The organism is Pseudomonas sp. IAC-BECa141 (genome assembly GCF_020544405.1).
GTDB lineage: Bacteria > Pseudomonadota > Gammaproteobacteria > Pseudomonadales > Pseudomonadaceae > Aquipseudomonas.
On record NZ_CP065410.1, the window covers coordinates 1,902,282 to 1,927,959 of the forward strand.

Consider the following 25,678-nt stretch of genomic DNA (forward strand, 5'->3'; position numbering starts at 1 on the left):
CCCGGATTAACGGTCGGGAAGCGCTCCAAACTTCGAATCATCATCCCTGACGATGAAAACGGAATCGGTCTGCGAAGCCAGGATCTGCGATCCTCCCTTGAGCCAGACCAGCCTTTTTTCGGCATGCGCCTGAAGCATTTCCTGATGGGCCGAATAGCCAACCTGAGTGGTCAGGCGCATATCGGCTGCCTCGGGAGCGAACCTCAAGTGTTGGTAAATTTTCTTTCCTCTGATGCGGTACAGGCTGATGAAAAAAACAAAAGGATGATTCTTGCGACGAAACACCAGCGCCGGATAAGCATCTGCCTGGGTCGGGGTAAAAACGTCATAACCCTGCCGGTTCAGGACACCGGCCATGACGCGCTTGAGTTCTGTGCCTGACTGCGTTGTTTTGAAATAGTCCCATTCCTTCTTCGTCAGATCGAAGTCCAGTCGCCGGAGAGGACCTTCCGGGGACGCGGAGGGTAGTTCCAGAATCCGGTTGAATCCCCCCTCGCTGGTGGTTGGCAGTATCGGGAGCATCAGTAACGGATCGGCCAGCTCCGGGCGGGGAGTGCTGTTGCCACTTTTCCAGTCATTGAATGTCTGCCTGAGCCGGGTCAGGCCGACGCTGGTTGCCATGTCCCCTTCATTGGCCAGACCGAATTGATGCCTGGCCACCTTGTTCACTGAGGTTTCGGACAGTTGAGGAAAAAAAGTGGCGATGTATTGCTTCAGTGGATGTTGGAAGGGGAGATTCGGATCTATCTCCCACTGATTGGCGGGCGGAACGCGGATCGCGCCTCTGGGTTGCTGCATCAGGTCTGTGCCAAGGATGCGTTCCATGTAATCGAAATCGTATACCCAGTGGTTCGGATTCTTGATGTAGGCGATCGGGTGATCCGGGTCGCTGCCTCGAGGCATCAGTGGAAACCGGATGCCATCGACTTCAATGCTGCCGAAGGGAGCGTGCTCGAGTGAAACACCCCAGTTTTTCCAGGGATCGGACCATTCATCATCCGTCGTAGTGGCAGAGCGTTTGGGCGCGACAATCTCTTCAGGATCTTCATCCGGGTTGCGCAGGCGTTTGAGCGTTAATGTGGAATCGCTGCTGCCAGCGCTGTTGTCAGTGGGTTTGACGCGCCACAAGAGCGAGCCCTCAACCTGTTCGACGCGTGGCCCGGTGGGTCTGTGGTCGCTGTTCAATCGGGCCCGAAAATGGTTTTCCGAATCGATGCCCAGCAATATCGTCCCCCCTTCCTGAAGGTCGACGAAGTGCCTTTGCGTCCCGAGTTCTCGAATGCCGGAAAGTGCATTTGGCGCCGGTAGTCGGGACAAGTGATTGGGCGGAAGGAAAAAGTGCTCGATCGGTGCATGGGTGATGACAGGGGTGACATGGGTGTCGCCCGGAAGATCGACGATCTCTAAAGCCAATGGTTGGGAGGAGGATGATTGAACTGGCGGGTCGACAGAGACTCTGCCTGCATCGTCGAGGGCGACGTTCAGCGGCAGCCTGTGCAGCGGCGGTAGCCCGACATCGGGACGGGTGAAAGGCGTTTCGGGGGAGGTGCTCGAGGCACCGGGTTTTATCGGGCGTTTGGGGCTCATGGGTAGTTCGCTCGCAAGGTTGATTCACGTTGATCTGGCCAGAAGGGCCGGATGTTCGGTGAATCAACTTCGCGAAGTGCGGTACATATATCTATGTGTGAGGCGAAATGTGGTCGGGTGTTGCCCGCCCTCTGTGGCCTCAGTGACTGCTCAACAATGAAGCTGCCCCAGCGCCGCCGAACAAACCGGCACTGATGCGGTTGAACCAGCTCTGGCCCTTGCCGCTGCGCAGGTAGCGTGCTGCACCGTGAGCGCCGAGGCCGTAGGTCAACTTGCACAGCAGATCAAGCACTGTCCAGGTCGCAATCATCACCAGCAGTTGTGGCAGAAACGGCTGCTCGGCGTTGAGGAACTGCGGCAGGAAAGCGGCGAAGAACAGGATGTCTTTCGGGTTGCTGGCGCCCAGCATGAACGCACGTCCAAAGAGCGCGCGAAAGCGTGGAACAGGCGCCGCCTGCGGTACTTCTGGGCCAACCGATGGCTGACGCGATTGCTGCCAGCTCTGCCAGGCGAGGTAGAACAAGTACAGCGCACCGACGACCTTCAATGCGCTGAAGAGTTTTTCCGAGGCCAGCAGCAGGGCGCCCAACCCCAGTGCCGAAGCGCTGAGCAGGCAGATCGACGCACTCACGCCTCCCAGAAAGGCCGGATAGGAACGGCGCAAACCGTAATTCAGACTGTTGCTGATCATCAGCAACGACAGCGGCCCCGGAATCAGGATCACCACCAGCGCAGCGCCGCTGAACAGCAGCCAGGTTTCCAGACTCATCACTTGCTCCTTTTTATCGTTATCAAGAATGTGCAAAAGCCCCACCCGTTGGGGTGAGGCTGTTTTGAAGCGTGAACCGCGTAGCGCTTACAGGAAGATGAACTTGGCGATGAAGATCGCGCAGAGCACCCACAGGCTGACGGAGATCTCTTTGTATTTACCGGTGCCGGCCTTCAGCGCGACATAGGTAATGAAGCCCAGCGCGATACCGTCGGCAACCGAGAAGGTCAGCGGCATCATGATCGCGGTGACGATCGCCGGAATGCTGTCGGTCGCTTCGTCCCATTCGATGTGCGCCATGCCGCCCATCATCAGCATCGCTACGTAAATCAACGCGCCGGCGGTGGCATAGGCGGGAATCATGCCGGCCAGCGGTGCAAAGAACATCGCGGCTATAAATAGCACACCCACGGTGACTGCGGTAAGACCAGTCCGACCACCAGCCGCTACACCGGCAGCACTTTCCACGTAGCTGGTGACCGGCGGAACGCCGACGACTGCACCGAATACGCTGGAGGCGGAGTCGGCTTTCATCGCGCGGGAAAGGTTCTCGATGCGGCCGTCAGCGTTCACCAGGTTGGCGCGCTGGGCGACGCCCATCAGGGTGCCGGCGGTGTCGAACATGTGTACGAAGAGGAAGGCCAGTACCACGCTGATCATGCTGACGTTGAATACGCCGGCGACGTTCATGGCCATGAAGGTCGGCGCCAGGCTTGGCGGGGCGGACATGATGCCCTCGTAGTGCACCAGACCAATCCCCCAGCCGGCGAGGGTGACGGTGATGATGCTGATGAGGATCGCGCCAAACACTTTGTGGTAGCTGAGGATCGCGATCATCAGGAAGCAGATGGCGGCAAGCAGCGGGCCGGGTTCACGCAGTGAGCCGAGTTTGATCAGGGTGGCCGGGCTATCGACCACAATGCCGGCGGTTTTCAGGCCGATCAGCCCGAGGAACAGACCCACGCCGGCGCCCATTGCATAGCGCAGGCTGACCGGAATGCTGTTGAGCAGCCATTCGCGAATCCGCGAAAAGGTCAGGATCATGAACAGCACGCCCGAGACGAACACCGCACCGAGGGCGGTTTCCCAGTTGTAGCCCATGGTGCCGACCACGGTATAGGTGAAAAACGCGTTGAGGCCCATGCCCGGCGCCAGGCCTACCGGCCAGTTGGCGTAGAGGCCCATCAGCAGGCAGCCCAGCGCAGCGGCGATACAGGTGGCGACAAAGGCTGCACCGTGATCGATCCCGGCATCGGCCATGATGTTCGGGTTGACGAAAATGATGTAGGCCATGGTGATGAAGGTTGTCAGACCGGCAATCAGCTCGGTCTTCACCGTGGTGCCATGCAAGCTGAGTTTGAAGATGCGCTCAAGCAGGCCAGTGCGTAACGGCGGCGAGAGTTCCAGCGTCGATGCTTCGGATTTGCGGCTTTCCACAGCGAGTACTCCTCAAGAGTTTTATTGTTATTTCCAGGACCGGACCCATGAGGGGTGGCAGCGGCCCTTTGAGGCATACGCGAATTTGTTGACCATGCGGTCAGGAACTCGCACGCTGTGGATTATGCTTTTGTGTACAAATAAAGCAAATATTGTTTTTGATTTTGTGGACGAAAAGATCGGCGATCGAGCTATATCACTCGTTCGGGCGATTGGTTCCCAGCGCCAGATTCACCGCCAGCCAACCGTTGACCGCCGTTTCGCCGGCTTCGGCAAAGACCCGCTCGAGCAATTTCACCTGCTCGCGGCGCAGCGCCTGTTCGAATTTCGCGCCTTCAACCGTCAGCTCCAGCAGGCGCTTGCGCTTGTCAGTCTCGGACGCCACGCTGTCCACCAGATGCATTTCCTGTAACTGACGCAACGGCATGTTCAGCGCCTGCTTGCTGACGCCGAGCAGCGCGAGCAATTCCTTGACGCTCAGGTTCGGGTAGCGGGCGATGAAAAACACAATGCGTTGGTGCACTCGGGACAAGCCGCGACGCTCAAGCATTTCATCGGCCTTGGCGGTGAATGCCTGGTAACCAAAGAAAAAGGCTTCCATGGCCTGTTGTTGGCTGGCGCAGTTTTTAAGGTCAAGCATATTGACGCTTCCAGTGAGGGTGTCGTAATTTCAGTCAACAAGTTTGACTCATTTTTCCCATGCCTCGCTAGCGGTGACTTCCATGGCTTTTTCCGAACGTGTCTCGCGCCTCAAAAGTTCTCTGATCCGTGAAATCCTTGCCGCGGCCCAGCGCCCGGAAGTCATGTCTTTTGCCGGCGGTTTGCCTGCAGAAGCCATGTTGCCGAAGGTCGAGTGGGCCGACATGCCGCTGTCTCTCGGCCAGTACGGCATGAGCGAAGGAGAGCCTGCACTGCGCGAAGCGCTGGCGGCAGAGGCGAGGGCGCTGGGTTTGCCGTGTGAGGCGAGTCAGGTGCTGGTGGTCAGCGGTTCTCAGCAGACCCTCGACCTGGCGGCCAAGCTGTACATCGACAAAGGCACCGAAATCCTGCTCGAAGCGCCGACGTATCTGGCGGCCTTGCAGATTTTCCAACTGTTCGGCGCCGATTGCCTGACCGTGCCGCTGGAGGCTGACGGTCCGAACCTTGCGCAATTGCGTCAGCGTCTGGAGCAGCATCGTCCGGCGTTCATCTATTTGATTCCGACCTTCCAGAACCCGTCTGCCGTGCGCTACAGCGAAGCCAGGCGCGAAGCCGTTGCAGCATTGCTCGACGAATTCGGCGTTACCCTGATCGAAGACGAACCCTACCGCGAACTGACCTTCGACGGCGGCAGCGCCCAGCCGATTGCCGGACGCCTGAAAAAATCCAGCTGGATCTACACCGGCACCGTGTCGAAAACCCTGTTGCCAGGCTTGCGTGTCGGCTACCTGATCGCCAGCCCGGAGCTGTTCCCGCACCTGCTCAAACTGAAGCAATCGGCAGATCTGCACACCAATCGTATCGGTCAGTGGCAAGCATTGCAGTGGATCGGCAGTGAGAAATATCAGCAGCACTTGAGTGAATTGCGCAGCTTCTACCGTCAGCGCCGCGATGCATTTCAAGCAGCGCTGGAAATCCATTTCGCCGACCTGGCGGACTGGAACACGCCGCAAGGCGGGCTGTTTTTCTGGCTGACACTGAAGCAACCGCTGGACACCCGAACGTTGTTGAATACCGCGCTGGCCAATGATGTAGCGTTCATGCCAGGCGAACCGTTCTTCCCCGAGCCCGATCGCAATCCCGGCCACCTGCGCCTGAACTTCAGCCACATTGATCCGGCTCGTCTGGACGAAGGGCTCAAGCGGCTGGCAGCGGTGGTGCGCCAGGCGCAGGCGGCGCAGGCGGCATGAAAAAGCCGGCCCTCAGGCCGGTTTTTTTTGAGTCAGACTGCGGCGAACCGCTGGTTCAGATATTCGATGATGGTGTTGGACTCGTACATCCAGGTGGTCTGGCCGTTCTCTTCGATGCGCAGGCACGGCACTTTGATCTTGCCGCCCTGTTCCAGCAGGGTCTGACGATCCTGCTCGTTGTTTTTCGCGTCCTTCAGGGCCACCGGAACGTTCAGACGGCGCAGGCTGCGGCGGGTCTTCACGCAGAACGGGCAGGCGTGGAACTGATACAGGGTCAGGTCCTTGGCGGCGGCGTCAACCTGAGCCTGGGCAGCGGCGGGGCGCTGTTTCTTGCCTGGGCGAGTCAGGAAATCAACGAAGATGATCAGTTGGCCGAGGCCGACACGAAGCGCTTTGACGAACACGTTACAAGCCTCACAGGGACATTGAAGAAGGCGCGCAGCTTACCCGATTTTTCACGGACGAAAAAAAACCGGCGATCAACGCCGGTTCTTTTCTGCAATCAATTACTTGATCAGGCTGAGAAACTCGCTGCGGGTCGCCGCGTTTTCGCGGAACTCACCGAGCATCACCGAGGTGATCATCGACGAATTCTGTTTCTCCACACCGCGCATCATCATGCACATGTGCTTGGCCTCGATCACCACCGCCACGCCCAGCGCGCCGGTGACCTGCTGGACCGCGTCGGCGATCTGGCGGCTGAGGTTTTCCTGGATCTGCAGGCGGCGGGCGTACATGTCGACGATCCGCGCGACCTTCGACAGGCCCAGCACTTTGCCGCTCGGGATGTACGCGACGTGGGCCTTGCCGATGAACGGCAGCAGGTGGTGTTCGCACAACGAGTAGAGCTCGATGTCCTTGACCAGCACCATTTCGCTGTTGTCGGAGCTGAACAGGGCACCGTTGGTGACCTCTTCGAGCGTCTGTTCATAACCGCGGCAGAGATACTGCATGGCTTTGGCGGCACGCTTTGGCGTGTCGCGCAGGCCCTCGCGGGAGACGTCCTCGCCCAATTGGCCGAGAATCGCGGTGTAATTCTGTTCCAGTGTCACAGAGGCTGATTCCATAAGGGTTTCAGAGGGGTACTGTTTCTGTCTGTACCAATTTTGTACCAATCAAGCTGTTTTCGAGCTTTCCGAGTTCACCCCAGTCGGTGCTGGAGTTGATCCATCGGGCGTAGGTCGATAGCAAAATCTGAACGCTATGACCGAGCTGAGTGGCAATAAACGCAGGGTTCATACCCGCCATGAGGCACATGGTAGCGTAAGTGTGTCGGCAGTTGTATTGCCGGTGGGCGCGGATTCCTTATTTGTTAGCACCATTAACTTAGATTGCACAGTCTGGACGGCAGCATTGCGCTCAGGTTTGTTTTGGCAGGCTTCGTAAAGCGTGCGCTGGAGTCGTGAAATTGACCTTTGCAGATTTGAGGTAATTTCGATCTTGAAGGGCAAACACTACATATAGTGGTTTATCCTTTGGATCCAGCCTCGCAACACAACATATTTGTGTATAAGTACTAGTGGCGAATTGCCATCACTTTCCGGTGGGCAAATTACGAAGCAATCCCTTTTGTTTATTGCCCTTGGAGATTTTCACCTCAACTGGACGCCACATCTTATCCACAGACTTATCCACAGATGATTGTGCATAAAAAAGGAGTTGATTTCTCTTAAAAGAGATGGTTATTATCTTCTCGCCGACCCTAGATGTAGGGGCGGCGTTTTGATGGGGTCTTTTTTGACGCCATAAAAAAGTCCCGAATGCTTTCGCACACGGGACTTCTAGGCTGACTTTGGGGACGATTTTCCAGACCTTCCCAAATCAGAAACCATAGCCAACAAGAAGCTACAGGTTTATTGATTCTATATGCGCTTGCGTTTCAACGCAAACGTAGTGATGTGTCTCAGTGTCTGTAGCTCCTTTTAGGCATCATTGCCAATTAGGAGAACCTCCATGGCAGACGGTAAAAAACCCGGTCAGAACACCGGAAAACAAGGCGGCATTTTTCAAGAGCAAGGCCCTCGTGGTGGCTTGAGGGATAACTACGCGGCGGTGCCTGACGGCAAGCCGTTACCTCCCACCAGCAAGCCAGGAAGCACGTGGGTTCCGACCCATACGACTCCTGATAGTAAGCGCTAAACAAAAGGCCGCGGATTTTTATCCGCGGCCTTTTTCTTTTATTGTTGATTTTGGACGAGGCGGCTTACTCGAATAGCCCCTTATGCATTTTACTTTTTCTTCTAGAAGAAGCTGCTCAGATTCTTGAAGGTTTGCACGTACGGCCAAATTGGATTTGTTACTCCAAAAAAAGCCCTAGCACTTGGCTAGGGCATCTTCTTTTTGCCATCAGTATCAGGCGCAAGCTTCTTCAGCTCGATGTGATACAACCTTAGACATTCCTACGCCTAGTGCTTGAAGCACTTTGAGAATGGTAGAGAGCTTTGGATCTCCACCTACAGCGATAGATCTGTAGAGATTGCCCCGGGCTAGGCCGGTGCTCTGAGAAAGGCTGACCATGCCACCCCTAGCTTCTACAAGGCGGCGAATGGCAACGAGGAAAGCATCCTCTCCACCGATTTCGTCGATTTCTTCAAGCGCGACGGAAAGATATTCGATGGCAAATGCTTCATCGTCTCTTAGCATTTCGAGAACGCTGTCTTCATGAGAACGAGTGCGAGTTGTCATTTTCTTTTTACCTTAAAAGAGTTCCAGAGAGCCTTGGCCTGATCGATGTCGTTTTGCTGTCTATCCTTGGAGCCTCCGCCCAATAGGAAGACCACCTTTTGTTCCTGAATTGCGTAATAGACGCGAAATCCAGGGCCAAAATTCAACTTCATTTCGAAGACCCCATCACCTACCGGCTCGGTGTCGCCAAAGTGCCCGAGGGAAGCTCGGTCCACTCTGGTGGTGATTCTTGCTTTGAATCGCATGTCTCGAACGGTGTCGAGCCAAGCTTGGTAAATATCCACTCCATTGGCAGACAGTACGTGTTCCACTTCGTACATCACAAATGTACCTTAAAAGAGACACTGCGTTGATTGATATTTTATATCGAGTCCAGTGGTTGGCCCGAATTTTCAGTGTGGTGGCAATGTTGTAACAGTGTATCTGTTATGCATCGGTATTGGGAGGAACCCAAAAATTTCAGCTCCTTTGAGGTGGTCAGGATGGGCATCTGTGACGATTTAGCCAGCTGGAGCAATATATAAGTTCCTGATTAATAAGATAAAAATATACATATGTGTTTTCTCAACGACTCCGGTTTCTTACCGAGCCATCTGGCGCTCAGTCAAATTTTTTTCAAGTTTCATGATTTCTCCCCAGTCTGTTTGAGAGTTGATCCATCGGGCGTATGTCGATAGCAGCATCTGAATGCTATGACCTAGCTGATTGGCAATAAATGCAGGGTTCATCCCCGCCATGAGGCATGCGGTAGCATAGGTGTGGCGGCAGTTATATTGTCGCCGTGAGCGAACGCCCAATTCGGTCAGTGCAGCCTGGAAGTGTTTGTCGGTCACACTCGATTGTTGAATGAACTCAAAGTTCTTCGTCGGCGGGAATACATAGGGCGATTCGGCGCGTTTGCGGCGGCTCTGCAAGGCGCGTAGTTGCGCCTCCAGCTCGGCCTGCTCGAGGGCGTGCAGCGCGCGGCTATTGAGCATGACCTGTCGCACGTTCCGGGTTTTGGTGCGCTCCTCGATCTTGTAGTCCGCGACGATCCGACACACGTTGACCAGTCGCTTTTCCTTGTCGACCTCTTCCCAACGCAGCGCCGCGATCTCGCTGGGGCGCATGCCGGTGTAGAAGGCGAACTCGAAGTAGGCCGCGTAGATCCGCATCGAGTGGGTCAGTGTCTTATATAGGTGATCAATAATCTGGTTGGCCTCGCCCACGGTGAAGGGATCGATGGGTTTCTTGGCCTTCACCGGCAGTTCGATGGACTCCACGGGGTTACGGTTGATCAGGCCGTCTTTCACTGCGGTACCGAACACTGTGGTTAGGCGCTGGATCGCCGCACGCTTCACGCCGGGCGTCGGCCATTCAGTGTTCGCTACCACTTTGCGCAGCATCACCGACGTGATGCTGTCGATGGGCAGCATTGCCAGATACGGCATCCAGTAGAGATTGAGCGAGCCGAGGTAGTTCTTGCGTGTCCCGGCCACGATCTCGCGACTGTTGAGCCACTCCTGGGCGTACTCCCCGAAACGGGGAGTCGCCGAGTAGTTGGCATAGGTGGAGTTGGGGAACAGTTCGGCATAGCGCTGATCATCCAGAACGCCGTGCTTGATCAGGCTGGTTACGTTAGCGCGTAGGTCGGCGGCAGCCTTAATCCCCTTCGGCGTTTGGGGATAGGGGAGGGTTTCGCAACGGCGTTGCCCGTTCCAAGTGAAGCGAATGCGGACGGACTGTCCAGCAAATTCAACTCCGGTGGGCAATCCCATTGGCTCTCGAGCCATGCTTCGTATCTCCTCAGGCTGTAATAAATGCGGCTATCGATGGTGTTCCAGACACCTTTGGGAATGACGCCTCTGGCGCGCTTGCCTTGCAGTGCTCGGCGGGTCGTGCCGACCAACTCGGCCATCTTGTCTTCTGGAATTTTGTCCAGGTGGTAGGTCGGTAGCGACAGTTCCGCAGTGGCATCGCAACGCTTGTCTTCCTCAGCAGGTAGCGCGGGTAAACGGTTGTTGCCAGTCGGAATTTGGTCGATCACATGTAGGCGCATGCTGCTTTCAACTGACATGCGATAGTGAGTTGGTCCGAAGCAGGAGAATGATTTGTTCATAAGCCTTCTCCTTGCACTACCACCTGCAGCAGTCCGGCCATGATCAGAGCCTGCTCGCGAAGGAACCGAGTGTCTCGTTCGAGTTTTTTGCCTGTGCGAAATGCACTGAATGTTTCAGCAGCCACCCGGAGGTGCTCTGCAATATCGAGCAGAACTCGCTGTTCTTTTGATCCGAATGCTTGGCTTTCTCTAAGTCGTCTGCACTGTCTCGCCAGATTTTTGTGATCAGTGCGAATGAACTGGGCGGAAGCCTCCAGCTGACGAATAGTCTTGGCGAACTCAGCGCGCTGGCTATCGTCCGCTTCTAGCTTTCCATCGCTACGTCCCATTTTGTAGCCGGCCCATACGAGGAGACCGGTGAAAGCGATTAGGATGATTAGCGCGCAAATTTGGATTGTGGTCATGTGCTGTGAGCCTCTATGAAACCCCCGCCGGGATGCTTGGTGAGAGGCCGGTGGGGGTGTAAGTGGTTAACCCAAGTTGAAATCAAGCTGCTTGCGTTGCCGCTTGGCCGTCGAGGAACTCGGCCAGGTCGTGCAGGTACACCACTCTTTGTGCGCGAGCCGACCCGTGCAGACGCTTCACAACCAGCGCGATCCGACCTGCCTTGATCTCGGCAAGTAGGTAGCGGTCAGTGCGAATGTGAGCGAAGTACTGTTCCCGAACTGCCGCCAGGGTCGGACATGGAGTAGCGAACTGACGTCGCAATAGTTCTAGTGTGTTGTTCACGCTGCGTTCTCCCCGAACCCCTCCGATGGGGGCAGCAACTTGAGGCGAATCAGCTCGGCGAGACCTTCTTTACTTTTGCCCATGGCAGCCGCGCAGATGTTGCCCTTGGCGTCAGCCACCACGGCGCCGAATGGGAACTCAGGCGAGTTGGTCGGCGTAACGTAGGCGACTTGCCCGTCAAGGATCACGTTGTTGACGCAGCGAAATACCTCGGCCAACTCGGTGCTTAGGGCGGGCATGCTTTCCAGTAGTTGGATGGCTTCCGTCGAGGCGCCAACAAGTGTTGCGCGGCTGACTACCCCCGGGCAGTTCAAGTAGATCGGGATCAGCTTCAGGGCGCCTAGGGCTTGCGTGTAGGCGTTGAGGTTGTTGGTTTTCATGCAGCTGCGTCCTTTTTAGTGATGGCGATTCCCAGCTTCTTGGCCAGCCATTCAACCCCTTCTTCCTTCACCATCACCACGGAGTAATGACGGCACTTGTTGAGGGATGGAATCAGGGAGCTGCGCGGATCCGAATACAGATAGCCGCGATCACGGTGCTGGCTGGCTAGATCGCCACTACTGTTGAGAATGCCCAGCTCGCGCAATCTGGTGCGGAAGGCGCGGGGCTTGAGTCCGAGCAATGCGGCTGTTGCGTCCAGGGTGTGGTTCGTCATTGCGCGATCCTCAGACGACTGCTGCGCGTGTGTGCAGCGTGTCCACAATCTCGTTGATATTGATTTGAAGGGCTTCAATGGTTCCGTCATTCGGAAGGAACCAGTCGTCCTCGGTACCCCGGATGCCGCTTTCGCTACGATGCGGCGCCACGGCTTCTGCTGCGGTGCGCTGGATATGGATCACAATTCCGCCGCGCTGGCGGATGAATGACGCTTCATTCTCGAATCGCAGGTCGCTGACTACGAAGCCGCGAGCGGTATCGTGGGTACGAGCCATTAGGTCAAGATTTTGCGAAGCCAGTAGCAGCCATAACTCGGGGTGCACTTTGTCACGGCCCCACTCGGTGCCGAGGGTCTGCATCAGGTAGCGTGGAGAGCGACCCAGCCACGGTAGAACTCGTTCCTTTTGCTCTCCTTCGAAGTCGCACGGACTCAAGTTGAGGATATGCATCAGGCCGTCACGCAGCGGGTCGGCGAATGCGTAGGACTGGAATCCATGATGGTTGACTAGATGGTGGGCGGCTGTGTCTTTGCCAGAACGAGCAACGCCAGCGAGGCCGATTAATAGAGGCTTCATGCTGCATCACCCCGAATGGTTCGGGTTTGATAGCGACGACATTTGCTTTCGAAGGCGCCAAGCGAGTGCCAGGCGGCGTGACAATTACCAGTAGGCCGGTGTGCTTTTGAATTGATTCAACGGCTGCTGGGTTAGTGCAAGCTGTTGGGTGTAGGTACACCGGGCAGCGAGTGTTGCTGTGCTGTGTGGTTTGCATGCTCGTACTCTTTGGTGAGAGATTTACCATGCAAACGATACAAATACGTATTGATCCAGTCAATACGAATGTGAATTGAATTTTTGCTTTTGCCAAAAAAACCCGCATCTCAGCGGGTCTTTTTTGGGCAGTGTATTAGAAAATTTCGAGCTTCGAGAATACTACGCCGCAAATTATGGCGTCGGTCCCTAATTCAATGATTGGCTCCGGCCATGCTGGATTCAGCGCTTTTAGAAATCGGCGGCTGCCCTCCATTACTAACTGCTTGAAAGTTGCTTCTTGGCTATCCATGAGTTTTGCAATCACGAGAGAACCATTTTCCGCGTCTTTCGCGGGATCAACAAAAATGATGTCTCCGTCTCGGAAGGACCTCCGTTCATATTGATTGAACATGGATAGTCCGCGTACTCGAAGGGCATAGCTTTGGCTGCTGTGGGAAGCGGCGCATGGCAGCCATATTTCTGCATCGTCAAGGGTCCTAACGTCCGCAATCTCACACCAAGCTCCGGCCTGAACCCATGAAATTAGAGGGACATAGCCTTTAACTGCTGGCCCAGGTTCGACGTTGGATTCATTCGCAGATGTAGCGCTCTGCTCAATCATCGGGTCTTTGTGTTCGCCTCCCTTCCAGAGCCAGTTGCTACTTACCTTCAAGGCTCTGCTGATCTTTTCGATATTTTCATGGCGTGGGCTGGCTACCGCATTCGTCACAATTCTATGAATCGTCGGTTGCGGAACGCCGGAGCGTCGGCCGAGTTCGCCTTCTGACAGTCCCAATTCCTGCATGCGTTGGGCGATGCGGTCTCCGATCACTTTTTCTCTGCCTTGATTCAAAAACGTATCGGCGAGTGTATTGAATCGTTCAATACGTTTGTGTATTGTGGCGACCAATGCGAAAGCGCATCGGTGAACGATATGACTATCCAAGAAATGCTTGCAGAGCTGCTGCGGTCTGGTTTGTCCCAGAGAGTTATTGCAGATCGCGTAGGAACAACACAGCCGACTATCAATCGCGCCGCGAAAGGTGCAGATGTTCGGTACGTAACGGGTAAGGCAATTGAATGCCTATATACCCAAGAGAAAGAAGCGGCCGATCTTAAGTCGGCAGCTTAAAAGGTGCTGAGCTGGGGCCTCTCACCAAAGAATCCCCCAGCCCAGCTACGACGATACACAGCACATGCACATCGGTCGTGGTCGTAGGATAGGGATTACCCTGGGCTATGGCTACACCGTAAATAGGGGATTTACGGTTATGAGTCGCACAGATCTTTTGCCGGACGCTGGTCCGGTCCTGCCACTACGCCAAGCGATCTATCGCGCTGGTCGTGACTACAAGGGCGGAATTACCGCCCTTGCCTTTGAAATGGTGTTGGACAACGACACCCTCCAGAAGAAACTCAAGCTCGATGAAGAACGCCGCTGGCTGAATCCAGATGAGCTTGAGGAAGTGATCAGACTGACCGCTGATCCACGCCTGCTGGACGCATTGATGCGACCAGCAGGTGCGGTTTGGTACCGGCCTGTACCCGTACCGGCAACCCGTGACGCCTTGAAAGCAGTCGGTAAGCTACTCGGGGAAACCGGTGAATTCGTGGCCAAGATGCATGACGGCGCGGCGGACAACATCTGGGAGCTTCATGAAGTCGTGGATCTCGAAAAGTACGGAATGGATGTGATTCGCGAAGTCCTGGGCATCATGGCGGGTGCTCGTCAGGCGATGGAGGATCGCATCAATGGCTGATGATATCGACCGCGCAAACGAGCAGGCGCAATACCTGCTTGATGTTGCTATTCATCGTAATCGCCGCGCGCCATCGAGCCGCGTCAGCGCGCAGTTCTGTGACGACTGCGACGAACCAATCCCGTTGCTACGACAGCAGAAGGTTGAAGGTTGCGAGACCTGCGTCGCTTGTCAGGAGCTGCGGGAGGCCCGGCGATGAGTGAATCGGGCAAAGGAACAGCCATCGCTACATGGGCAAAGCGTTACATCAGTACTTTTGACTTGGCACTGGTATCGATTGATCCAGGTGAAAAGGCCCCGAAAGGCCTAGGGTGGAATAAGCCGGGAGGCTATATCACCGACGCCGACGCGGCCGAAGCGTTCTGGCAACGAAACCCAAATCACAACCTTGGCGTCGTACTGGGGCCGAGCCGTGTTTGTTCATTGGATGTTGATGACGTTCAGTGGACGCGACATGTTCTGTATGAACTGTTGGGCCTGGACCTTGATGCGATGGCAGTGGTGTTCCCGACTATCGTCGGGAATCCGCTGCGATTCCGAGTGGTATTCAAGGTCCCCGAAGGCATCGAACTCACGCGTCACTCGCTTTCATGGCCAAATGAAAAAGACCCTGATGGTTCGATTTTCAAAGGGCTGATTGACAAGGCCAAGGCTGCGAAAGAGCAGGGTGATCTTGCCGCAGAAGCTGCTGCCCGAACCGAAGCCGAGCCGTTCAAACGCTTCACGGTCTTTGAGCTACGTGCGGGACTGGTGCAAGACGTATTTCCACCATCCATTCATCCCGGTACCGGCAAACCTTACATCTGGAAAACCGCTCCAAGTGCTACTGAAGGGCTGCCCACGCTGACCAAAGAGTTGCTTACCATTTGGCAGAATTGGGAGTTTTTTAAGAGAGATGCTGAAGCTGCGTGTCCATGGGCGATTGCGCCACCGAAGCCACCGGTCAAAGCCTCAAAGCGTCCTGCGCTCGGTGGCGGCAAACGCCCCTCCGTAATTGATGAATTCAACCGTTGTCACGATGTTGCGGAGCTTCTTCGCTCCCATGGGTACATCAAGCGAGGCAATAAGTGGCTGTACCCTCAAAGCAGCACCGGTCTGCCAGGGGTGACGATCAGTGAGGGCAAGGTTTATTCGCATCACGGTGCTGACCCTCTCGCGAACGGACATCAGAACGACGCCTTTGAAGTGTTCTGCTTACTCGAGCACGGCGGCGACCAGTCGAAGGCTGTGAAGGATGCTGCGCGAATGTTGGGCATGCAACACGCCGCCCGTCCAGATCCTAATGATCTTCCCCCCACCCCATCCGGTGAATTGAGCGGGCCGACCTCCGACGAAACAAACCCGTCCAGCGAGGCCGCTCCTGCTCCTGACGGGGGGGCGGGGGAGGTCATAACGGTGGACCACATACTGCGTCGTTTTGCGCTGGTAGAAGGCACCACGCACGTGTGGGATTGCGACCAATCGAAGGTAATGAAGAAGTCCGCCTTCGAAGCTCGTGTGGGCAAGCCACTGGCCAAAGCCTGGTTGGACGACACCGGAAAGAGACTGATTTCTGACGACCATGTTCGCGAGATCGAGCAGGCGCGCCGCATGGCTGGGAAGAAGGGCGGTGCATTCGGGATGTCCCCAACCGATCGATACGTTTACATCGATGGCACCAAAGACGTTTGGGATCGCGAAAAGAAGCGGCGCATAGCCGAGGGCGCGGTGAAGATGGCGCTGGGTGATACATACCCGTTGTGGCTGAACAGCAGCGAGCGCCGCACCGTCGATGTTGAACACATCGTGTTTGATCCGACCATGACGAAGGATCCTGCGGTGTACATCAATACCTTTGATGGGTTGCCACTTGAGCCAGTCAGGGATGATGCAGCGTGTGCAAACCTGCGTTGGCTGATCTCATTTCTTTGTAATCATGATGAAGCCGCGACCGATTGGTTAACTCGCTGGCTGGCGTATCCGCTGCAGCACTTGGGCGCCAAGATGGACACCGCTGTATTGATGCATTCGATCATGGAAGGTTCGGGCAAGAGCCTTTTGTTCGCTGACGCACTCGGCATGCTTTATGGCCAATACGCGGCGACTGTTGGTCAGACGCAGTTGGAAAGCAGTTTCAACGCGTGGCAAAGCCGCAAATTGTGGTCCGTCTTTGAAGAGGTGGTCAGTCGCGATCAACGTTATAACCAGGTGGGCAAGATCAAGCACTTGATCACTGGTAAAACGGTGCGGATGGAGTCGAAGTTTATTAATGGCTGGGAAGAAGCCAACCATATGAATGCGGTATTTCTCAGCAACGAGATTCTTCCTTGGCCAATCAGCGACAGTGATCGGCGAATGCTGGTCATGTGGCCTATGGAGACCCTACCAGTCGCTCGGCAAAAGGCGATTGGTCGTGAACTGGAGCAGGGTGGGGTGGCGGCGCTCTACGGTTGGTTACTGTCGGTCGATCTTGGGGACTTCAACCAGCGCACGCGGCCGCCATCGACCGAGGCGCGTGAGCGTTTGGTGGCCTTGAGTCGGGCCGGCTGGCAAACATTCTTGCATTTGTGGAAGTACAGCGAGCTGGGCCATGGGCTTTGGGGGCCATGTCTATCGACCGACCTCTATTCGTTGTTTCTCGAATGGTGTCAGCGCAACAAAGAGCATGTGATGAGTCAGACGAAGTTCTCTCTGTTCATCAGTTCCGAGGTGGATAAATCGCGAGCAATACCATGGACTGACGGCAATAACCGTCGTTTCGGCGCGTTTTTCTTTCCCGCGGACCTGGATGCTTCCCCGCCCCCATCACTCAAGGCGGCTGAGCTGGGCAAGCAGGTGGAAAACTGGCGGGCCAAGGCCAGGCTGGCGGGCTGGCACGTGGACAGCTGGGATCACATCAAGGCGCTTGCAGCATGACTATTTTCAAAAGTGTGTTGGGTGTGTTGAGTGTGTGTCGGGTTGATTTTGAATACTCCACACAATTTGAGTGCCCGAATCACATGCCTTTGCGGGGGTTGTGTGGGGTGTGTTGGGTTTTGTGTCGCGCACGCGCATACATGACGTTCTTTGCAACGAATTCAACGGAACGAATTTTTTCTTATGCGAAGACTGATAAACCCAACAAACCCAACACACTCAACTCAAGTTCGATTGAAGCATTGAATTTAAAGAGATTTATCTGTGTTGGGTTTGTGGCGGGTTGCGGTTTTTCTGTGTTGGGTTGGGTTTTACGGGGGGCAGGGCAATGATTGAGGCGATGGAGTTATTGCTGAAACATTGGGGCGAGCAATGCCGACATGCCGGTGAAGCGGGAGGCATGGGTAGCCCGATGGCGACGATCATGGAGTGGGGCGGTTGTGCGCCGCGGGGCACACCCGGTTCTCGGATCCTTCTCGGAGGTGGTGCGGGTCCAGATGCAATTGCGCAGGAAATTGGTGCCGCCCTTTCCGAGATTGCCCGGCAAGATGGTCGGGGTGAAAGGCTGCAACAGTTGGCAGTTATGCGTTACGGCTTTGACCCTGCACCGACATGGGCAGCGCAGATGCACGAACTGGGCTACGTCTCAAAGGCGAAACAAACCTACTACGATCTTGTGCACCGTCTTCATGTCCGACTCTTTGAGGTGCTGGCCGAGCGCAAGGACGCACGTAAGTGGCTTACCGTTGGTCGGGGCGCTTTACCTCAAAGTCTCCTCAAAGTTGCGTCAAAGTTGCGTCAAGTTGGATAACCGAAAATGCCCCCTTTTCGGTTCCGTACTCAGGGGGTAAAAAGTCCCCACGATATGGATTCTGCGCCTTGGCGCTCCCCCCGAGCACGTGCTGTGCACTACGTCCTGGCGTATGCCGCGACATTGAAAACCCTGCCCACCGGCGGGGTTTTCTTTTTTGTGTTCGGCATGCTCCTTCACTTGAGGCACAACATGACAAATGAGCAGCAAGCGCTGGCAGAAATGCCGATCTGGTTGGTGATCGTCCTGGCTCTGGTCGGTGGCGTATCCGGTGAGATGTGGCGAGCAGACAAGGATGGTGCTCGTGGCTGGGCGCTGATGCGTCGGCTTGCGCTTCGATCCGGTGCCTGCATTGTCTGCGGAGTCTCGGCAATGATGCTGATGATCGCGGCGGGCATGACGATCTGGACGGCAGGCGCCTTGGGTTGCCTGACGGCGATGGCTGGTGCCGATGTGGCCATCGGGTTGTACGAACGCTGGGCCGCCAAGCGGCTGGGCGTCAGCGAAGTCCCGCCAGTCGGAGGCGGGCAGGGGTGATGCACCGATCTGGGGCGCCGAAACTCGCCGGGGACCCTGAAGGTATCTGAGGGGCACGGGGTCGGAAACCCGCGGGAAACTGTTAGCCGCAGACTTCCCAGCTTACTGAAATTTCAATCATTGAAATCTTGAAAGGATTCATTGAAATACGTTGAAAAAGGAGGGCTCATGACAGAACCAACCTACCTGTCGAAGAGCGCCTTCGCGGCCCGGCTCGGCAGGTCGCCGAGTTACATCACCTGGCTGAAAGACAACAACCGTTTGGTGCTTTCGCCCAATGGCAAACAGGTTGATGTACATGCCACCGAAGCGCTGATTCGCGACACCGCCGACCCGAGCAAGGCCGCCGTTGCTGAACGCCATCAACAAGATCGGATTCAGCGCAACGTTTACAGCCAACTGTCGACCCAAACCGAGCCGACTTCCATGGCTGCGCCGCCGCTGGCGGCTCCGACGACAGACAAGCATCCGGATTTTCAGAAGGCACGCGCGCACCGTGAGTTCTACTTGGCGCAGATGGCCGAGATGGAGTTTCACAAAGCACAGGGCTCAACAGTCGAGGTTACGGCAGTTCAGTCCGGGGCATACAACGCCGGTCGCATGCTTCGCGACACGTTGCTGGGTATGCCTCCGCAACTGGCTCCGGAACTGGCGGCCATGTCGGATCCATGGGAGATCGAACGACACCTGACTGCAGCATTGAGACAACGGCTTGAGGACGCCGGCCGTATGTCCTCTGAGGAATTCGGCCACACACTGGATACTAACTGGGAGGTGATAGATGAACCTGACCAGATCTGATGGAGCGACGGTGTACTGCGAGGCTTATTTCCGGGGGCTCAAACCTGACCCGGATGTGTGGGTGGACGAGTGGGCCGACGAATACATGCGTATTCCGCGTGATTCAGGTGCGGCTGAGCCCGGCCAATACCGCACCTCTCGCACCCCTTACGCACGTGAGCCGATGCGCTGTTTATCGCCAGCTCACCCCTGCAAGCGCGTCGTTACGATGGTGGCTTCGCAGTTGATGAAAACCCAAATCGCCTTAAATTGGATTGGTGGCCTGATCCATATGGCACCGTCCAATATCCTGACACTGCTGCCGAGCCTTAGCCTGGCTAAGCGGGTGTCATCGAGGATCAGCAAGACCATCAAGGCCACGCCCGTTCTGCGTAAGCGAGTGGCGTCCAGTCGGTCTCGTGACTCCCGCAACACGATGGACACCAAAGAGTTTGAAGGTGGTTCGCTGTACGTTACCACTGCGGGTTCCGCGGCCAACTTGGCCGAGCTCTCAGCGCGTTATGTGTACGGCGATGAGGTGGATCGTTGGGAAGTCGACGTCGGAGAGGAGGGTGATCCCATCGAGCTGGCAGAGACTCGGGGCAGTACCTTTGGCCGGAATGCCAAGTTCTACTTCTCCAGCTCACCAACGATCAAAGGTGCTTCGCGTATCAGTGATCTGTTCGAGTCCAGCGATCAACGTTACTTCTACGTGCCGTGTCCAACTTGCGGGCACAAGCAGGTACTGGAGTGGGAACGTTTGCTCTACTCCAAGGATTACCAGCTCATTCACTACCATTGTGCTGGGCCTGAGTGCGACGTGTTGATCGAGGAGCACCATAAGGGCTGGATGCTTGCCAATGGCGAGTGGATAGCCCATGCCGAAGGTGATGGCGAAACGGTTGGCTTTCATCTCAACGCGTTGTACTCGCCACCAGGCTGGATGGACTGGCGTACGCTGGCCAGGCAGTACGAGAAGGCCAAGCGGGCACAGGCGAAAGGCGATCTTGAACCGATGCAGGTGTTCTACAACACCCGACTGGCCAAGGTCTGGGACAGCGCTCAAGAGCAAACTAAAGCCGATGTTCTTATGGACCGGGCGCGTCTGGAAAGCTACGGCCTCGGCTCAATGCCGTCCGGTTCGCTGATGCTTACCGCCGCCGTCGACGTTCAGGCTAACCGTCTGGAGTTGATGGTCATGGGCTGGGGCTTTGGTATGGAGCGTTGGGTGATTGATCACAAGGTGATCTCAGGCGATCCCGCTGATGAGCGAACTTGGGCGGTACTTGATGACTTGCTCAAAGCTCGCTACCGGCACCCTTGCGGTGTCGGCTTGGCGATTCTTGCCACGGCTGTCGACTCCGGGGGGCATCACACCGATGAGGTCTACCAGTTCTGCCGCATGCGGCGCTGGCGCAACATCTTCGCCATCAAAGGTGCGAGCAAGCCCGGCAGACCGGTGATTGCCCAGCGGCCCTCGATGGTCGACGTGACCTGGAAGGGTCAGACCGAGCGCCACGGCGCCGAGCTGTGGTTCGTCGGTACCGACACCGCCAAGGACTGGATCTACAACCGTTACCCGTTCCCGGATGGACCCGGCTCGCTGCATTTTGCCAACGATTTGCCGGACGACTTCTTCGCCCAATGTGTGGCAGAACGCAAGGTCGCTCGCTACGTCCGCGGTCATAAACGTGTCGAGTGGATCAAGGGCAAAGCCGAGCGCAACGAAGCTCTGGACCTGATGGTGTATTGCCTGGCCATGGCGCATTACCTGGGCATCAATCGGTACCAGGAGCATGACTGGGATCGGGTGCGGCAAGCTTTGGCACAATCCGGATTGTTCGACGATGCACCGGCCCAGCCTGTTCAGGCCCCACGTGTTGAACAAGCCCAAACAACCGAAACAGCGCCGCCGGCTGTTTTCCGGCAAGCCCAGCTTGCACCGCCTACACCGGCTGCACCTGTCGCACCCACGCGACCTGCTGCATCGCCATCACCACGCCGCAGCTCTACCAGCGGTTATCTGAAGAGACGCTGATATGTCCTTTACCCAACAGCACCTCGACGTAATCGAGAAGGCCATCGCGCGCGGTGAAAAAACCGTTCGCTTTGGCGACCGCACCGTCGAGTACCGCACCATCAACGAGCTTCTGCAGGCGCGCGAAGAAATTCGCACCTCGTTGCTCAACGCTGCCGGGCCGCGTTCACGCGTGGTCCGGCTTTATCACGGAGGCAAAGGACTGTAATGGCTCGTTATCCGACGCTGACCCGTAACGGATTCTTGCTGCCGTCGAATATTAAGGCCAGTTACGAAGGCGCCGGGGAGGGCCGTCGTTCTGCTGGCTGGGATGCGCCCGACAATGGCTTGAACACCATCAACACGCCAGCGCTGCGCAATCTGCGTTCCCGATCGCGGGCCGCAGTGCGCAACGACCCATATGCTTTCAACGTCATCGACAAACGCGTCAGTAACCTGATCGGCACCGGCATTAACCCCCGGCCGAAGACGGACGACGACGCCCTGCGTAAGCAACTGCAGGAGCTATGGGAAGACTGGGTCGATGAGTCGGACGCCGATGACCTCACCGACTTCTACGGTCAGCAAGCGCTCGCCGCGCGCACAGTCGAAACCTCCGGCGAATGTTTTATTCGGCTGCGACCACGCAGTCTGGACGATGGTCATGCGGTACCGCTGCAGTTGCAGTTGCTTGCACCGGAGTTCGTGCCGCACGACAAATTCGAAACCACCCGCGACGGTAACGTGATCCGTGCCGGCATTGAATTCAACTCGGTCGGCAAGCGCATGGCGTACTGGATGTACCGCTCGCACCCGGGCGATCCCTCGGCATTGAATTCCGGCTACAACCAGCTGGTGCGCGTGCCAGCCACGCAAGTGCTGCACATCTTCGAGCCCCTGGAGCCCGGACAGTTGCGGGGCGTGCCGCGCTTGTCGCCGGTACTCAAGCGCCTGCGCAGCCTCGACAACTACGACGACGCGGTGCTGTTTCGCCAGGAGGTCGCGAACCTGTTTGCGGGCTTTATCACCCGCCCGCCGCCGGACTCCGGTCCCATGCCGCGCGATCCGGTCACCGGTCAGCCACTGGTGACCGACCGCGACGGCTTCACGCCAATGGTCGCGCTTGAGCCGGGCACCATGCAGGAACTCGGGCCGGGCGAGGAGGTGGAATTCTCCAAACCACCGGACGCCGGCAACAACTACCCGGACTTCATGCGGCAGCAACTGATGGCCGCTGCCGCCGGTACCGGCACGCCCTACGAGATCCTCACCGGCGACATGCGCGAGATCAACGACCGCGCCTTGCGCGTCGTGCTCAACGAGTTTCGTCGGCGGCTCGAGCAGCTGCAGTTCAGCGTTTACGTGCATCAGCTGTGTCGGCCGGTTCGTGCCGCATGGATGGACATGGCGGTGCTGTCCGGTGCGCTTGTGCTGGAGGATTACGCCCAGCGTCGACGCGAGTATCTGCGCACCCGCTGGGTGCCGCAGGGCTGGGCTTACATTCAGCCGGTGCAGGACGTTCAGGCGCGCACGATGGAAGTCAAAGCCGGATTCGCTTCGCGTAGCGAGATGGTGCTGCGCACCGGCTACGACGCCGAAACGGTCGATGCGGAAAACGCCGCTGATCTTGCCCGGGCCGTTCGCCTGGGCCTCAACTACAACACCCTCGACGTCATCGAGTCGCTCGACGACAAGGAGCAACCATGAGCAAACAGGCGCGACCGCGCATTTACAACAAGGCCGGCGAGCGCGTGCAGGTCTCTGACAAGAGCTGGTACGCCATGCAGGCCAACGGCGACGCCGAGCAGCGCACCATTGAAGTGTTCGTCTACGGCGAAATCGGTACCTGGGGCATCACCGCCAATCAGTTTGTCCAGGATCTGCGCGCCATGGATGACGGCGTGTCTCCCGTGGTGGCTGCTTTCAACAGCGTCGGCGGCGATCTGTTCGATGGGCTGGCGATGCACAACGCGTTGTCGCGATTGGGCGAGCGTTGCACCGGCCGGGTTGATGCACTGGCGGCTAGCGCAGCCAGCGTTGCAGTGTGCGGAGCGCACCGAGTGGTGATAGCGTCCAACGCCATGTTGATGATCCATAACCCTTGGACCTACGCCGCCGGCGACGCCGAGAGCTTTCGCAAGGTCGCCGATGTGCTGGACCAGACGATGGAAGCCATCATCGCGGCTTACAAGGCCAAGGCTCCTGACATCGATGAGCCCGAGTTGCGCCGCCTGGTGGCGGCCGAGACCTGGTTGACGGCGAACGAAGCGGTGGCCTTGGGTCTGGCCGATGAGATCGGCGATGGCGTCAAAGTCAAAGCGTGTTTGGGGCAGGGCGCCGTGCTGCAGCGTTTCCAGCATGCCCCGGCCGCGCTGCTGGCTCAACTGGATGAACCGACCGATCCGGAGCCCGAACCTACACCGGAGCCTGCGCCGCCGATCCCGGATGACCCGCCAGCGCCGGCGACCAATGCCGCACAACTCGCGGTGCTGATCAGCCAGCGTTGCACGGCGGCGGGTATCAGCAACCTTATCGAGCCGCTGCTCGCTGTCACCAAGCTGGAAAGCGAAGCGGTGGTGCAGGCGTCGCTGACCCAGGCCAAAGCCATCAACGACTTGTGCGTCGCCGCGCGGTTACCGGAGTTCAGTGCCGAGTACGTTTCGGCGGGCCTGGATACCTCGGCGGTGCGTGCCCGGCTCTTCGACAAACTGGTGGGCAGCGGCAAAGGGTTCGAGATCGACAACAGCCTGCCGCTGGCCGATGACCCTCCGCCGAAAGTGCAGGCCAAACAGATTGACCAATCCTCGATCTGGTCCGCACGCCAAGCGGCGCAGACCGGCAAACGAACCTCACTTAATGGAGCTACTGCATGAACATTCAACGTGAACCGATGCACGCTGGGGAATTCCTCCTCTCCGAAGGCGCCGGCACCATTTCCCGCGAAGCAATCAACGTCGCCGCCGGCCCCGCGCTGGAGCCTGGCCAGATCCTGGGTCTGGTCACCGCCACCGGCGAATTCGCTCCGTACAACCCGACAGCCGAAGACGGCAGCGAGAACGCGCAGGCGATTCTCTTCGGCCCGCTGAGCACGTCCGACATTGTTCGTCGCGGGCGCGCCGTGGTGCGTCTGGCCGAGGTCAGTGAAGCACACCTGACCGGTCTGGATCTGGCCGCCGAGAAAGCGCTGGCCGCCCATAATGTGATCGTCCGCTAAGGCGATCGCCTTCAAATTTTCAGCCCGCCCTGTGCGGGTTTTTTGTTTTCTGGAGACTGCTGCATGGCTGACATTCAAATCTTTAATGACGAGGCATTCTCGGTGTCCTCGTTGACCGCCGCGATCAACGAACAGGAATACGTCCCCGGGCGCATTGGCAGCCTGGGCCTGTTCCAGGAGGAAGGCATTACCACCCTGACGGTGCAGATCGAGAAAGACGGCGACACCCTTGCCTTGGTGCCGGCCGGTGAGCGCGGCACCTCCGGTCTGGTGGTCTCGGGCAGCAAGCGCAACCTGATCCCGTTCAACACCGTGCACCTGCCAGAACGCTTCACCATCAGGGCTGACGAGATCCAGGGTATTCGTGCCTTTGGATCGCGCTCCGAGTTGCAATCGGTGCAGGACGTGGTCAATAAGCGTTTGGCCAAGGCGCGCCGTCAATTGGACGTCACCCATGAGTTCCAGCGGCTCGGCGCGCTGAACGGCAAAATCTACGACGCTGATGGCAAAACCGTACTGCTCGATCTTTATGATCGCTTCGGGGTTCAACGTCGGTCGTTGTCAATGAAATTGACCGGTGACAAAAAGTCTTTTCGTGTGCAATGCGGTGAAGCGCTGGACATGCAGGAGGAAGCTCTGGGCAGTGTGACCCGCAGCGGTTCGCGCGCGTTCTGCGGCAAGAACTTTTGGAATGCAATGTTGGAGCTTGATGAGGTAAATAGAACGTACCTCAATACGCAGCAGGCGGCTTCGCTGCGTGGTGATGCTCGCGAGAGTTTCGACTACGGAGGCATTACCTGGGAGCGTTATCGCGGCAAGATCGCCGGCATGACCTTCGTGCATGATGACAAAGCGCTGCTGATTCCCGAGGGCGTACCGGACCTGTATATCTCGGTGTTTGCACCGGCCGACTACATGGAAACGGTCAACACTGAAGGCGTGCCGTACTACAGCAAGATCGAACCCTTGCCGTTCAACAAGGGCATGGTCGGTGAGGCGCAGTCCAATCCACTGCATATGTGCACTCGGCCGCTGGCGCAGATCCTGCTGGAGATGTAGTC

At 57.1% G+C, this 25,678-nt stretch carries 30 protein-coding genes and 1 pseudogene; 14 read left to right on the forward strand and 17 right to left on the reverse strand.

Annotated elements, in window-relative coordinates:
- Positions 1–6: 6 nt before the first annotated feature.
- From I5961_RS08680 to I5961_RS08695, 4 genes are all read right to left on the reverse strand, one after another.
- Positions 7–1,587 carry a hypothetical protein gene (locus I5961_RS08680; protein WP_227234916.1) on the reverse strand — a complete coding sequence of 527 codons (1,581 nt, stop codon included), beginning with the start codon at positions 1,585–1,587 and terminating at the stop codon, positions 7–9.
- Positions 1,588–1,726: 139 nt separating this feature from the next.
- Positions 1,727–2,356 carry a LysE family translocator gene (locus I5961_RS08685; protein ID WP_227234917.1) on the reverse strand — a complete coding sequence of 210 codons (630 nt, stop codon included), beginning with the start codon at positions 2,354–2,356 and terminating at the stop codon, positions 1,727–1,729.
- An 87-nt stretch (positions 2,357–2,443) separates the two neighbouring features.
- Positions 2,444–3,793 carry an NCS2 family permease gene (locus tag I5961_RS08690; RefSeq protein ID WP_039769903.1) on the reverse strand — a complete coding sequence of 450 codons (1,350 nt, stop codon included), beginning with the start codon at positions 3,791–3,793 and terminating at the stop codon, positions 2,444–2,446.
- A gap of 196 nt (positions 3,794–3,989) precedes the next feature.
- Complete coding sequence (locus I5961_RS08695; RefSeq protein ID WP_011333199.1) at positions 3,990–4,433, reverse strand: MarR family winged helix-turn-helix transcriptional regulator; 444 nt, start codon at positions 4,431–4,433, stop codon at positions 3,990–3,992.
- A gap of 82 nt (positions 4,434–4,515) precedes the next feature.
- Between I5961_RS08695 and I5961_RS08700 the strand changes: the two genes are divergently transcribed.
- Positions 4,516–5,682: a PLP-dependent aminotransferase family protein gene (locus I5961_RS08700; RefSeq protein WP_085701132.1), complete on the forward strand. Its 1,167-nt coding sequence runs from the start codon at positions 4,516–4,518 to the stop codon at positions 5,680–5,682.
- Positions 5,683–5,714: 32 nt separating this feature from the next.
- On the opposite strand, the gene I5961_RS08705 is transcribed toward I5961_RS08700, so the two are convergent.
- From I5961_RS08705 to I5961_RS08765, 13 genes and pseudogenes are all read right to left on the reverse strand, one after another.
- Complete coding sequence (locus tag I5961_RS08705; protein WP_039769909.1) at positions 5,715–6,086, reverse strand: glutaredoxin family protein; 372 nt, start codon at positions 6,084–6,086, stop codon at positions 5,715–5,717.
- Positions 6,087–6,188: 102 nt separating this feature from the next.
- Entirely contained in the window at positions 6,189–6,734 is a 546-nt protein-coding gene (folE, locus tag I5961_RS08710; protein ID WP_085701133.1) for a GTP cyclohydrolase I FolE, read from the reverse strand.
- Between the two features lie 22 nt (positions 6,735–6,756).
- Positions 6,757–6,987, reverse strand: a pseudogene (locus I5961_RS08715) (site-specific integrase); the annotation flags it as partial.
- Between the two features lie 1,047 nt (positions 6,988–8,034).
- Positions 8,035–8,367, reverse strand: coding sequence for a DNA-binding protein (locus I5961_RS08720; RefSeq protein WP_227234919.1), 333 nt, complete (start codon positions 8,365–8,367; stop codon positions 8,035–8,037).
- A complete protein-coding gene (locus I5961_RS08725; RefSeq protein ID WP_227234920.1) occupies positions 8,364–8,687 on the reverse strand; it encodes a type II toxin-antitoxin system RelE/ParE family toxin in 324 nt (107 codons plus the stop codon). The genes I5961_RS08720 and I5961_RS08725 overlap by 4 nt, the downstream gene beginning before the upstream one ends.
- A 261-nt stretch (positions 8,688–8,948) precedes the next feature.
- Entirely contained in the window at positions 8,949–10,079 is a 1,131-nt protein-coding gene (locus I5961_RS08730) for a tyrosine-type recombinase/integrase (RefSeq protein WP_227235569.1), read from the reverse strand.
- Positions 9,980–10,465: a hypothetical protein gene (locus I5961_RS08735; protein ID WP_227234922.1), complete on the reverse strand. Its 486-nt coding sequence runs from the start codon at positions 10,463–10,465 to the stop codon at positions 9,980–9,982. Before I5961_RS08735 ends, I5961_RS08730 begins: the two co-directional genes overlap by 100 nt.
- On the reverse strand, positions 10,462–10,869 hold the full coding sequence (locus tag I5961_RS08740; protein WP_227234924.1) for a hypothetical protein: 408 nt from the start codon (positions 10,867–10,869) through the stop codon (positions 10,462–10,464). Before I5961_RS08740 ends, I5961_RS08735 begins: the two co-directional genes overlap by 4 nt.
- Positions 10,870–10,951: 82 nt before the next feature.
- Positions 10,952–11,194: a pyocin activator PrtN family protein gene (locus tag I5961_RS08745; RefSeq protein ID WP_210559055.1), complete on the reverse strand. Its 243-nt coding sequence runs from the start codon at positions 11,192–11,194 to the stop codon at positions 10,952–10,954.
- On the reverse strand, positions 11,191–11,574 hold the full coding sequence (locus I5961_RS08750; RefSeq protein WP_227234926.1) for a hypothetical protein: 384 nt from the start codon (positions 11,572–11,574) through the stop codon (positions 11,191–11,193). The genes I5961_RS08745 and I5961_RS08750 overlap by 4 nt, the downstream gene beginning before the upstream one ends.
- A complete protein-coding gene (locus tag I5961_RS08755) occupies positions 11,571–11,849 on the reverse strand; it encodes a phage antirepressor KilAC domain-containing protein (RefSeq protein ID WP_227234928.1) in 279 nt (92 codons plus the stop codon). Before I5961_RS08755 ends, I5961_RS08750 begins: the two co-directional genes overlap by 4 nt.
- Positions 11,850–11,859: 10 nt before the next feature.
- Positions 11,860–12,426: a deoxynucleotide monophosphate kinase gene (locus I5961_RS08760; RefSeq protein WP_227234930.1), complete on the reverse strand. Its 567-nt coding sequence runs from the start codon at positions 12,424–12,426 to the stop codon at positions 11,860–11,862.
- A gap of 331 nt (positions 12,427–12,757) precedes the next feature.
- Positions 12,758–13,549, reverse strand: coding sequence for a LexA family protein (locus I5961_RS08765; protein WP_227234932.1), 792 nt, complete (start codon positions 13,547–13,549; stop codon positions 12,758–12,760).
- A gap of 325 nt (positions 13,550–13,874) precedes the next feature.
- On the opposite strand from I5961_RS08765, the gene I5961_RS08770 reads away from it, so the two are divergent.
- From I5961_RS08770 to I5961_RS08830, 13 genes are all read left to right on the forward strand, one after another.
- On the forward strand, positions 13,875–14,363 hold the full coding sequence (locus I5961_RS08770) for a phage regulatory CII family protein (protein ID WP_227234934.1): 489 nt from the start codon (positions 13,875–13,877) through the stop codon (positions 14,361–14,363).
- Positions 14,356–14,562 carry a TraR/DksA C4-type zinc finger protein gene (locus I5961_RS08775; protein WP_227234935.1) on the forward strand — a complete coding sequence of 69 codons (207 nt, stop codon included), beginning with the start codon at positions 14,356–14,358 and terminating at the stop codon, positions 14,560–14,562. The genes I5961_RS08770 and I5961_RS08775 overlap by 8 nt, the downstream gene beginning before the upstream one ends.
- The gene (locus I5961_RS08780; protein WP_227234937.1) at positions 14,559–17,258 is read left to right on the forward strand and encodes a DUF5906 domain-containing protein; all 2,700 of its coding nucleotides are present in this window, start codon (positions 14,559–14,561) and stop codon (positions 17,256–17,258) included. Before I5961_RS08775 ends, I5961_RS08780 begins: the two co-directional genes overlap by 4 nt.
- A complete protein-coding gene (locus I5961_RS08785) occupies positions 17,255–17,590 on the forward strand; it encodes a hypothetical protein (RefSeq protein ID WP_227234939.1) in 336 nt (111 codons plus the stop codon). Before I5961_RS08780 ends, I5961_RS08785 begins: the two co-directional genes overlap by 4 nt.
- Positions 17,587–18,069 (forward strand): hypothetical protein, encoded by a 483-nt coding sequence (locus tag I5961_RS08790; protein WP_227234940.1) that lies wholly within the window; start codon positions 17,587–17,589, stop codon positions 18,067–18,069. The genes I5961_RS08785 and I5961_RS08790 overlap by 4 nt, the downstream gene beginning before the upstream one ends.
- Before the next feature lie 192 nt (positions 18,070–18,261).
- Positions 18,262–18,606: a phage holin family protein gene (locus I5961_RS08795; RefSeq protein ID WP_227235570.1), complete on the forward strand. Its 345-nt coding sequence runs from the start codon at positions 18,262–18,264 to the stop codon at positions 18,604–18,606.
- Positions 18,607–18,774: 168 nt separating this feature from the next.
- Positions 18,775–19,407, forward strand: a complete 633-nt coding sequence (locus I5961_RS08800; protein ID WP_095139909.1) for a terminase small subunit — start codon at positions 18,775–18,777, stop codon at positions 19,405–19,407.
- Positions 19,388–21,424 (forward strand): phage terminase large subunit family protein, encoded by a 2,037-nt coding sequence (locus I5961_RS08805; RefSeq protein ID WP_227234942.1) that lies wholly within the window; start codon positions 19,388–19,390, stop codon positions 21,422–21,424. The genes I5961_RS08800 and I5961_RS08805 overlap by 20 nt, the downstream gene beginning before the upstream one ends.
- A gap of 1 nt (position 21,425) precedes the next feature.
- Positions 21,426–21,632: a phage head-tail joining protein gene (locus tag I5961_RS08810; RefSeq protein WP_095139911.1), complete on the forward strand. Its 207-nt coding sequence runs from the start codon at positions 21,426–21,428 to the stop codon at positions 21,630–21,632.
- Entirely contained in the window at positions 21,632–23,110 is a 1,479-nt protein-coding gene (locus tag I5961_RS08815) for a phage portal protein (protein WP_227234944.1), read from the forward strand. Before I5961_RS08810 ends, I5961_RS08815 begins: the two co-directional genes overlap by 1 nt.
- Complete coding sequence (locus I5961_RS08820; protein WP_227234945.1) at positions 23,107–24,276, forward strand: head maturation protease, ClpP-related; 1,170 nt, start codon at positions 23,107–23,109, stop codon at positions 24,274–24,276. The genes I5961_RS08815 and I5961_RS08820 overlap by 4 nt, the downstream gene beginning before the upstream one ends.
- Complete coding sequence (locus I5961_RS08825; protein ID WP_095139914.1) at positions 24,273–24,617, forward strand: head decoration protein; 345 nt, start codon at positions 24,273–24,275, stop codon at positions 24,615–24,617. The genes I5961_RS08820 and I5961_RS08825 overlap by 4 nt, the downstream gene beginning before the upstream one ends.
- 63 nt (positions 24,618–24,680) lie before the next feature.
- Complete coding sequence (locus tag I5961_RS08830; RefSeq protein ID WP_227234947.1) at positions 24,681–25,676, forward strand: major capsid protein; 996 nt, start codon at positions 24,681–24,683, stop codon at positions 25,674–25,676.
- The last annotated feature ends 2 nt before the right edge of the window (positions 25,677–25,678 follow it).

Bases quoted from the DNA above. Each gene is read 5' to 3' on its own strand.
- I5961_RS08810 (WP_095139911.1), top strand. From the start codon at position 21,426: ATGTCCTTTACCCAACAGCACCTCGACGTAATCGAGAAGGCCATCGCG.
- I5961_RS08830 (WP_227234947.1), top strand. From the start codon at position 24,681: ATGGCTGACATTCAAATCTTTAATGACGAGGCATTCTCGGTGTCCTCG.
- I5961_RS08700 (WP_085701132.1), top strand. From the start codon at position 4,516: ATGGCTTTTTCCGAACGTGTCTCGCGCCTCAAAAGTTCTCTGATCCGT.
- I5961_RS08775 (WP_227234935.1), top strand. From the start codon at position 14,356: ATGGCTGATGATATCGACCGCGCAAACGAGCAGGCGCAATACCTGCTT.
- I5961_RS08725 (WP_227234920.1), bottom strand. From the start codon at position 8,687: ATGTACGAAGTGGAACACGTACTGTCTGCCAATGGAGTGGATATTTAC.
- I5961_RS08770 (WP_227234934.1), top strand. From the start codon at position 13,875: ATGAGTCGCACAGATCTTTTGCCGGACGCTGGTCCGGTCCTGCCACTA.
- I5961_RS08740 (WP_227234924.1), bottom strand. From the start codon at position 10,869: ATGACCACAATCCAAATTTGCGCGCTAATCATCCTAATCGCTTTCACC.
- I5961_RS08695 (WP_011333199.1), bottom strand. From the start codon at position 4,433: ATGCTTGACCTTAAAAACTGCGCCAGCCAACAACAGGCCATGGAAGCC.
- I5961_RS08825 (WP_095139914.1), top strand. From the start codon at position 24,273: ATGAACATTCAACGTGAACCGATGCACGCTGGGGAATTCCTCCTCTCC.
- I5961_RS08760 (WP_227234930.1), bottom strand. From the start codon at position 12,426: ATGAAGCCTCTATTAATCGGCCTCGCTGGCGTTGCTCGTTCTGGCAAA.
- I5961_RS08720 (WP_227234919.1), bottom strand. From the start codon at position 8,367: ATGACAACTCGCACTCGTTCTCATGAAGACAGCGTTCTCGAAATGCTA.
- I5961_RS08785 (WP_227234939.1), top strand. From the start codon at position 17,255: ATGACTATTTTCAAAAGTGTGTTGGGTGTGTTGAGTGTGTGTCGGGTT.
- I5961_RS08680 (WP_227234916.1), bottom strand. From the start codon at position 1,587: ATGAGCCCCAAACGCCCGATAAAACCCGGTGCCTCGAGCACCTCCCCC.
- I5961_RS08800 (WP_095139909.1), top strand. From the start codon at position 18,775: ATGACAGAACCAACCTACCTGTCGAAGAGCGCCTTCGCGGCCCGGCTC.
- I5961_RS08820 (WP_227234945.1), top strand. From the start codon at position 23,107: ATGAGCAAACAGGCGCGACCGCGCATTTACAACAAGGCCGGCGAGCGC.
- I5961_RS08755 (WP_227234928.1), bottom strand. From the start codon at position 11,849: ATGACGAACCACACCCTGGACGCAACAGCCGCATTGCTCGGACTCAAG.
- I5961_RS08780 (WP_227234937.1), top strand. From the start codon at position 14,559: ATGAGTGAATCGGGCAAAGGAACAGCCATCGCTACATGGGCAAAGCGT.
- I5961_RS08685 (WP_227234917.1), bottom strand. From the start codon at position 2,356: ATGAGTCTGGAAACCTGGCTGCTGTTCAGCGGCGCTGCGCTGGTGGTG.
- I5961_RS08815 (WP_227234944.1), top strand. From the start codon at position 21,632: ATGGCTCGTTATCCGACGCTGACCCGTAACGGATTCTTGCTGCCGTCG.
- I5961_RS08750 (WP_227234926.1), bottom strand. From the start codon at position 11,574: ATGAAAACCAACAACCTCAACGCCTACACGCAAGCCCTAGGCGCCCTG.
- I5961_RS08790 (WP_227234940.1), top strand. From the start codon at position 17,587: ATGATTGAGGCGATGGAGTTATTGCTGAAACATTGGGGCGAGCAATGC.
- I5961_RS08795 (WP_227235570.1), top strand. From the start codon at position 18,262: ATGACAAATGAGCAGCAAGCGCTGGCAGAAATGCCGATCTGGTTGGTG.
- I5961_RS08735 (WP_227234922.1), bottom strand. From the start codon at position 10,465: ATGAACAAATCATTCTCCTGCTTCGGACCAACTCACTATCGCATGTCA.
- I5961_RS08805 (WP_227234942.1), top strand. From the start codon at position 19,388: ATGAACCTGACCAGATCTGATGGAGCGACGGTGTACTGCGAGGCTTAT.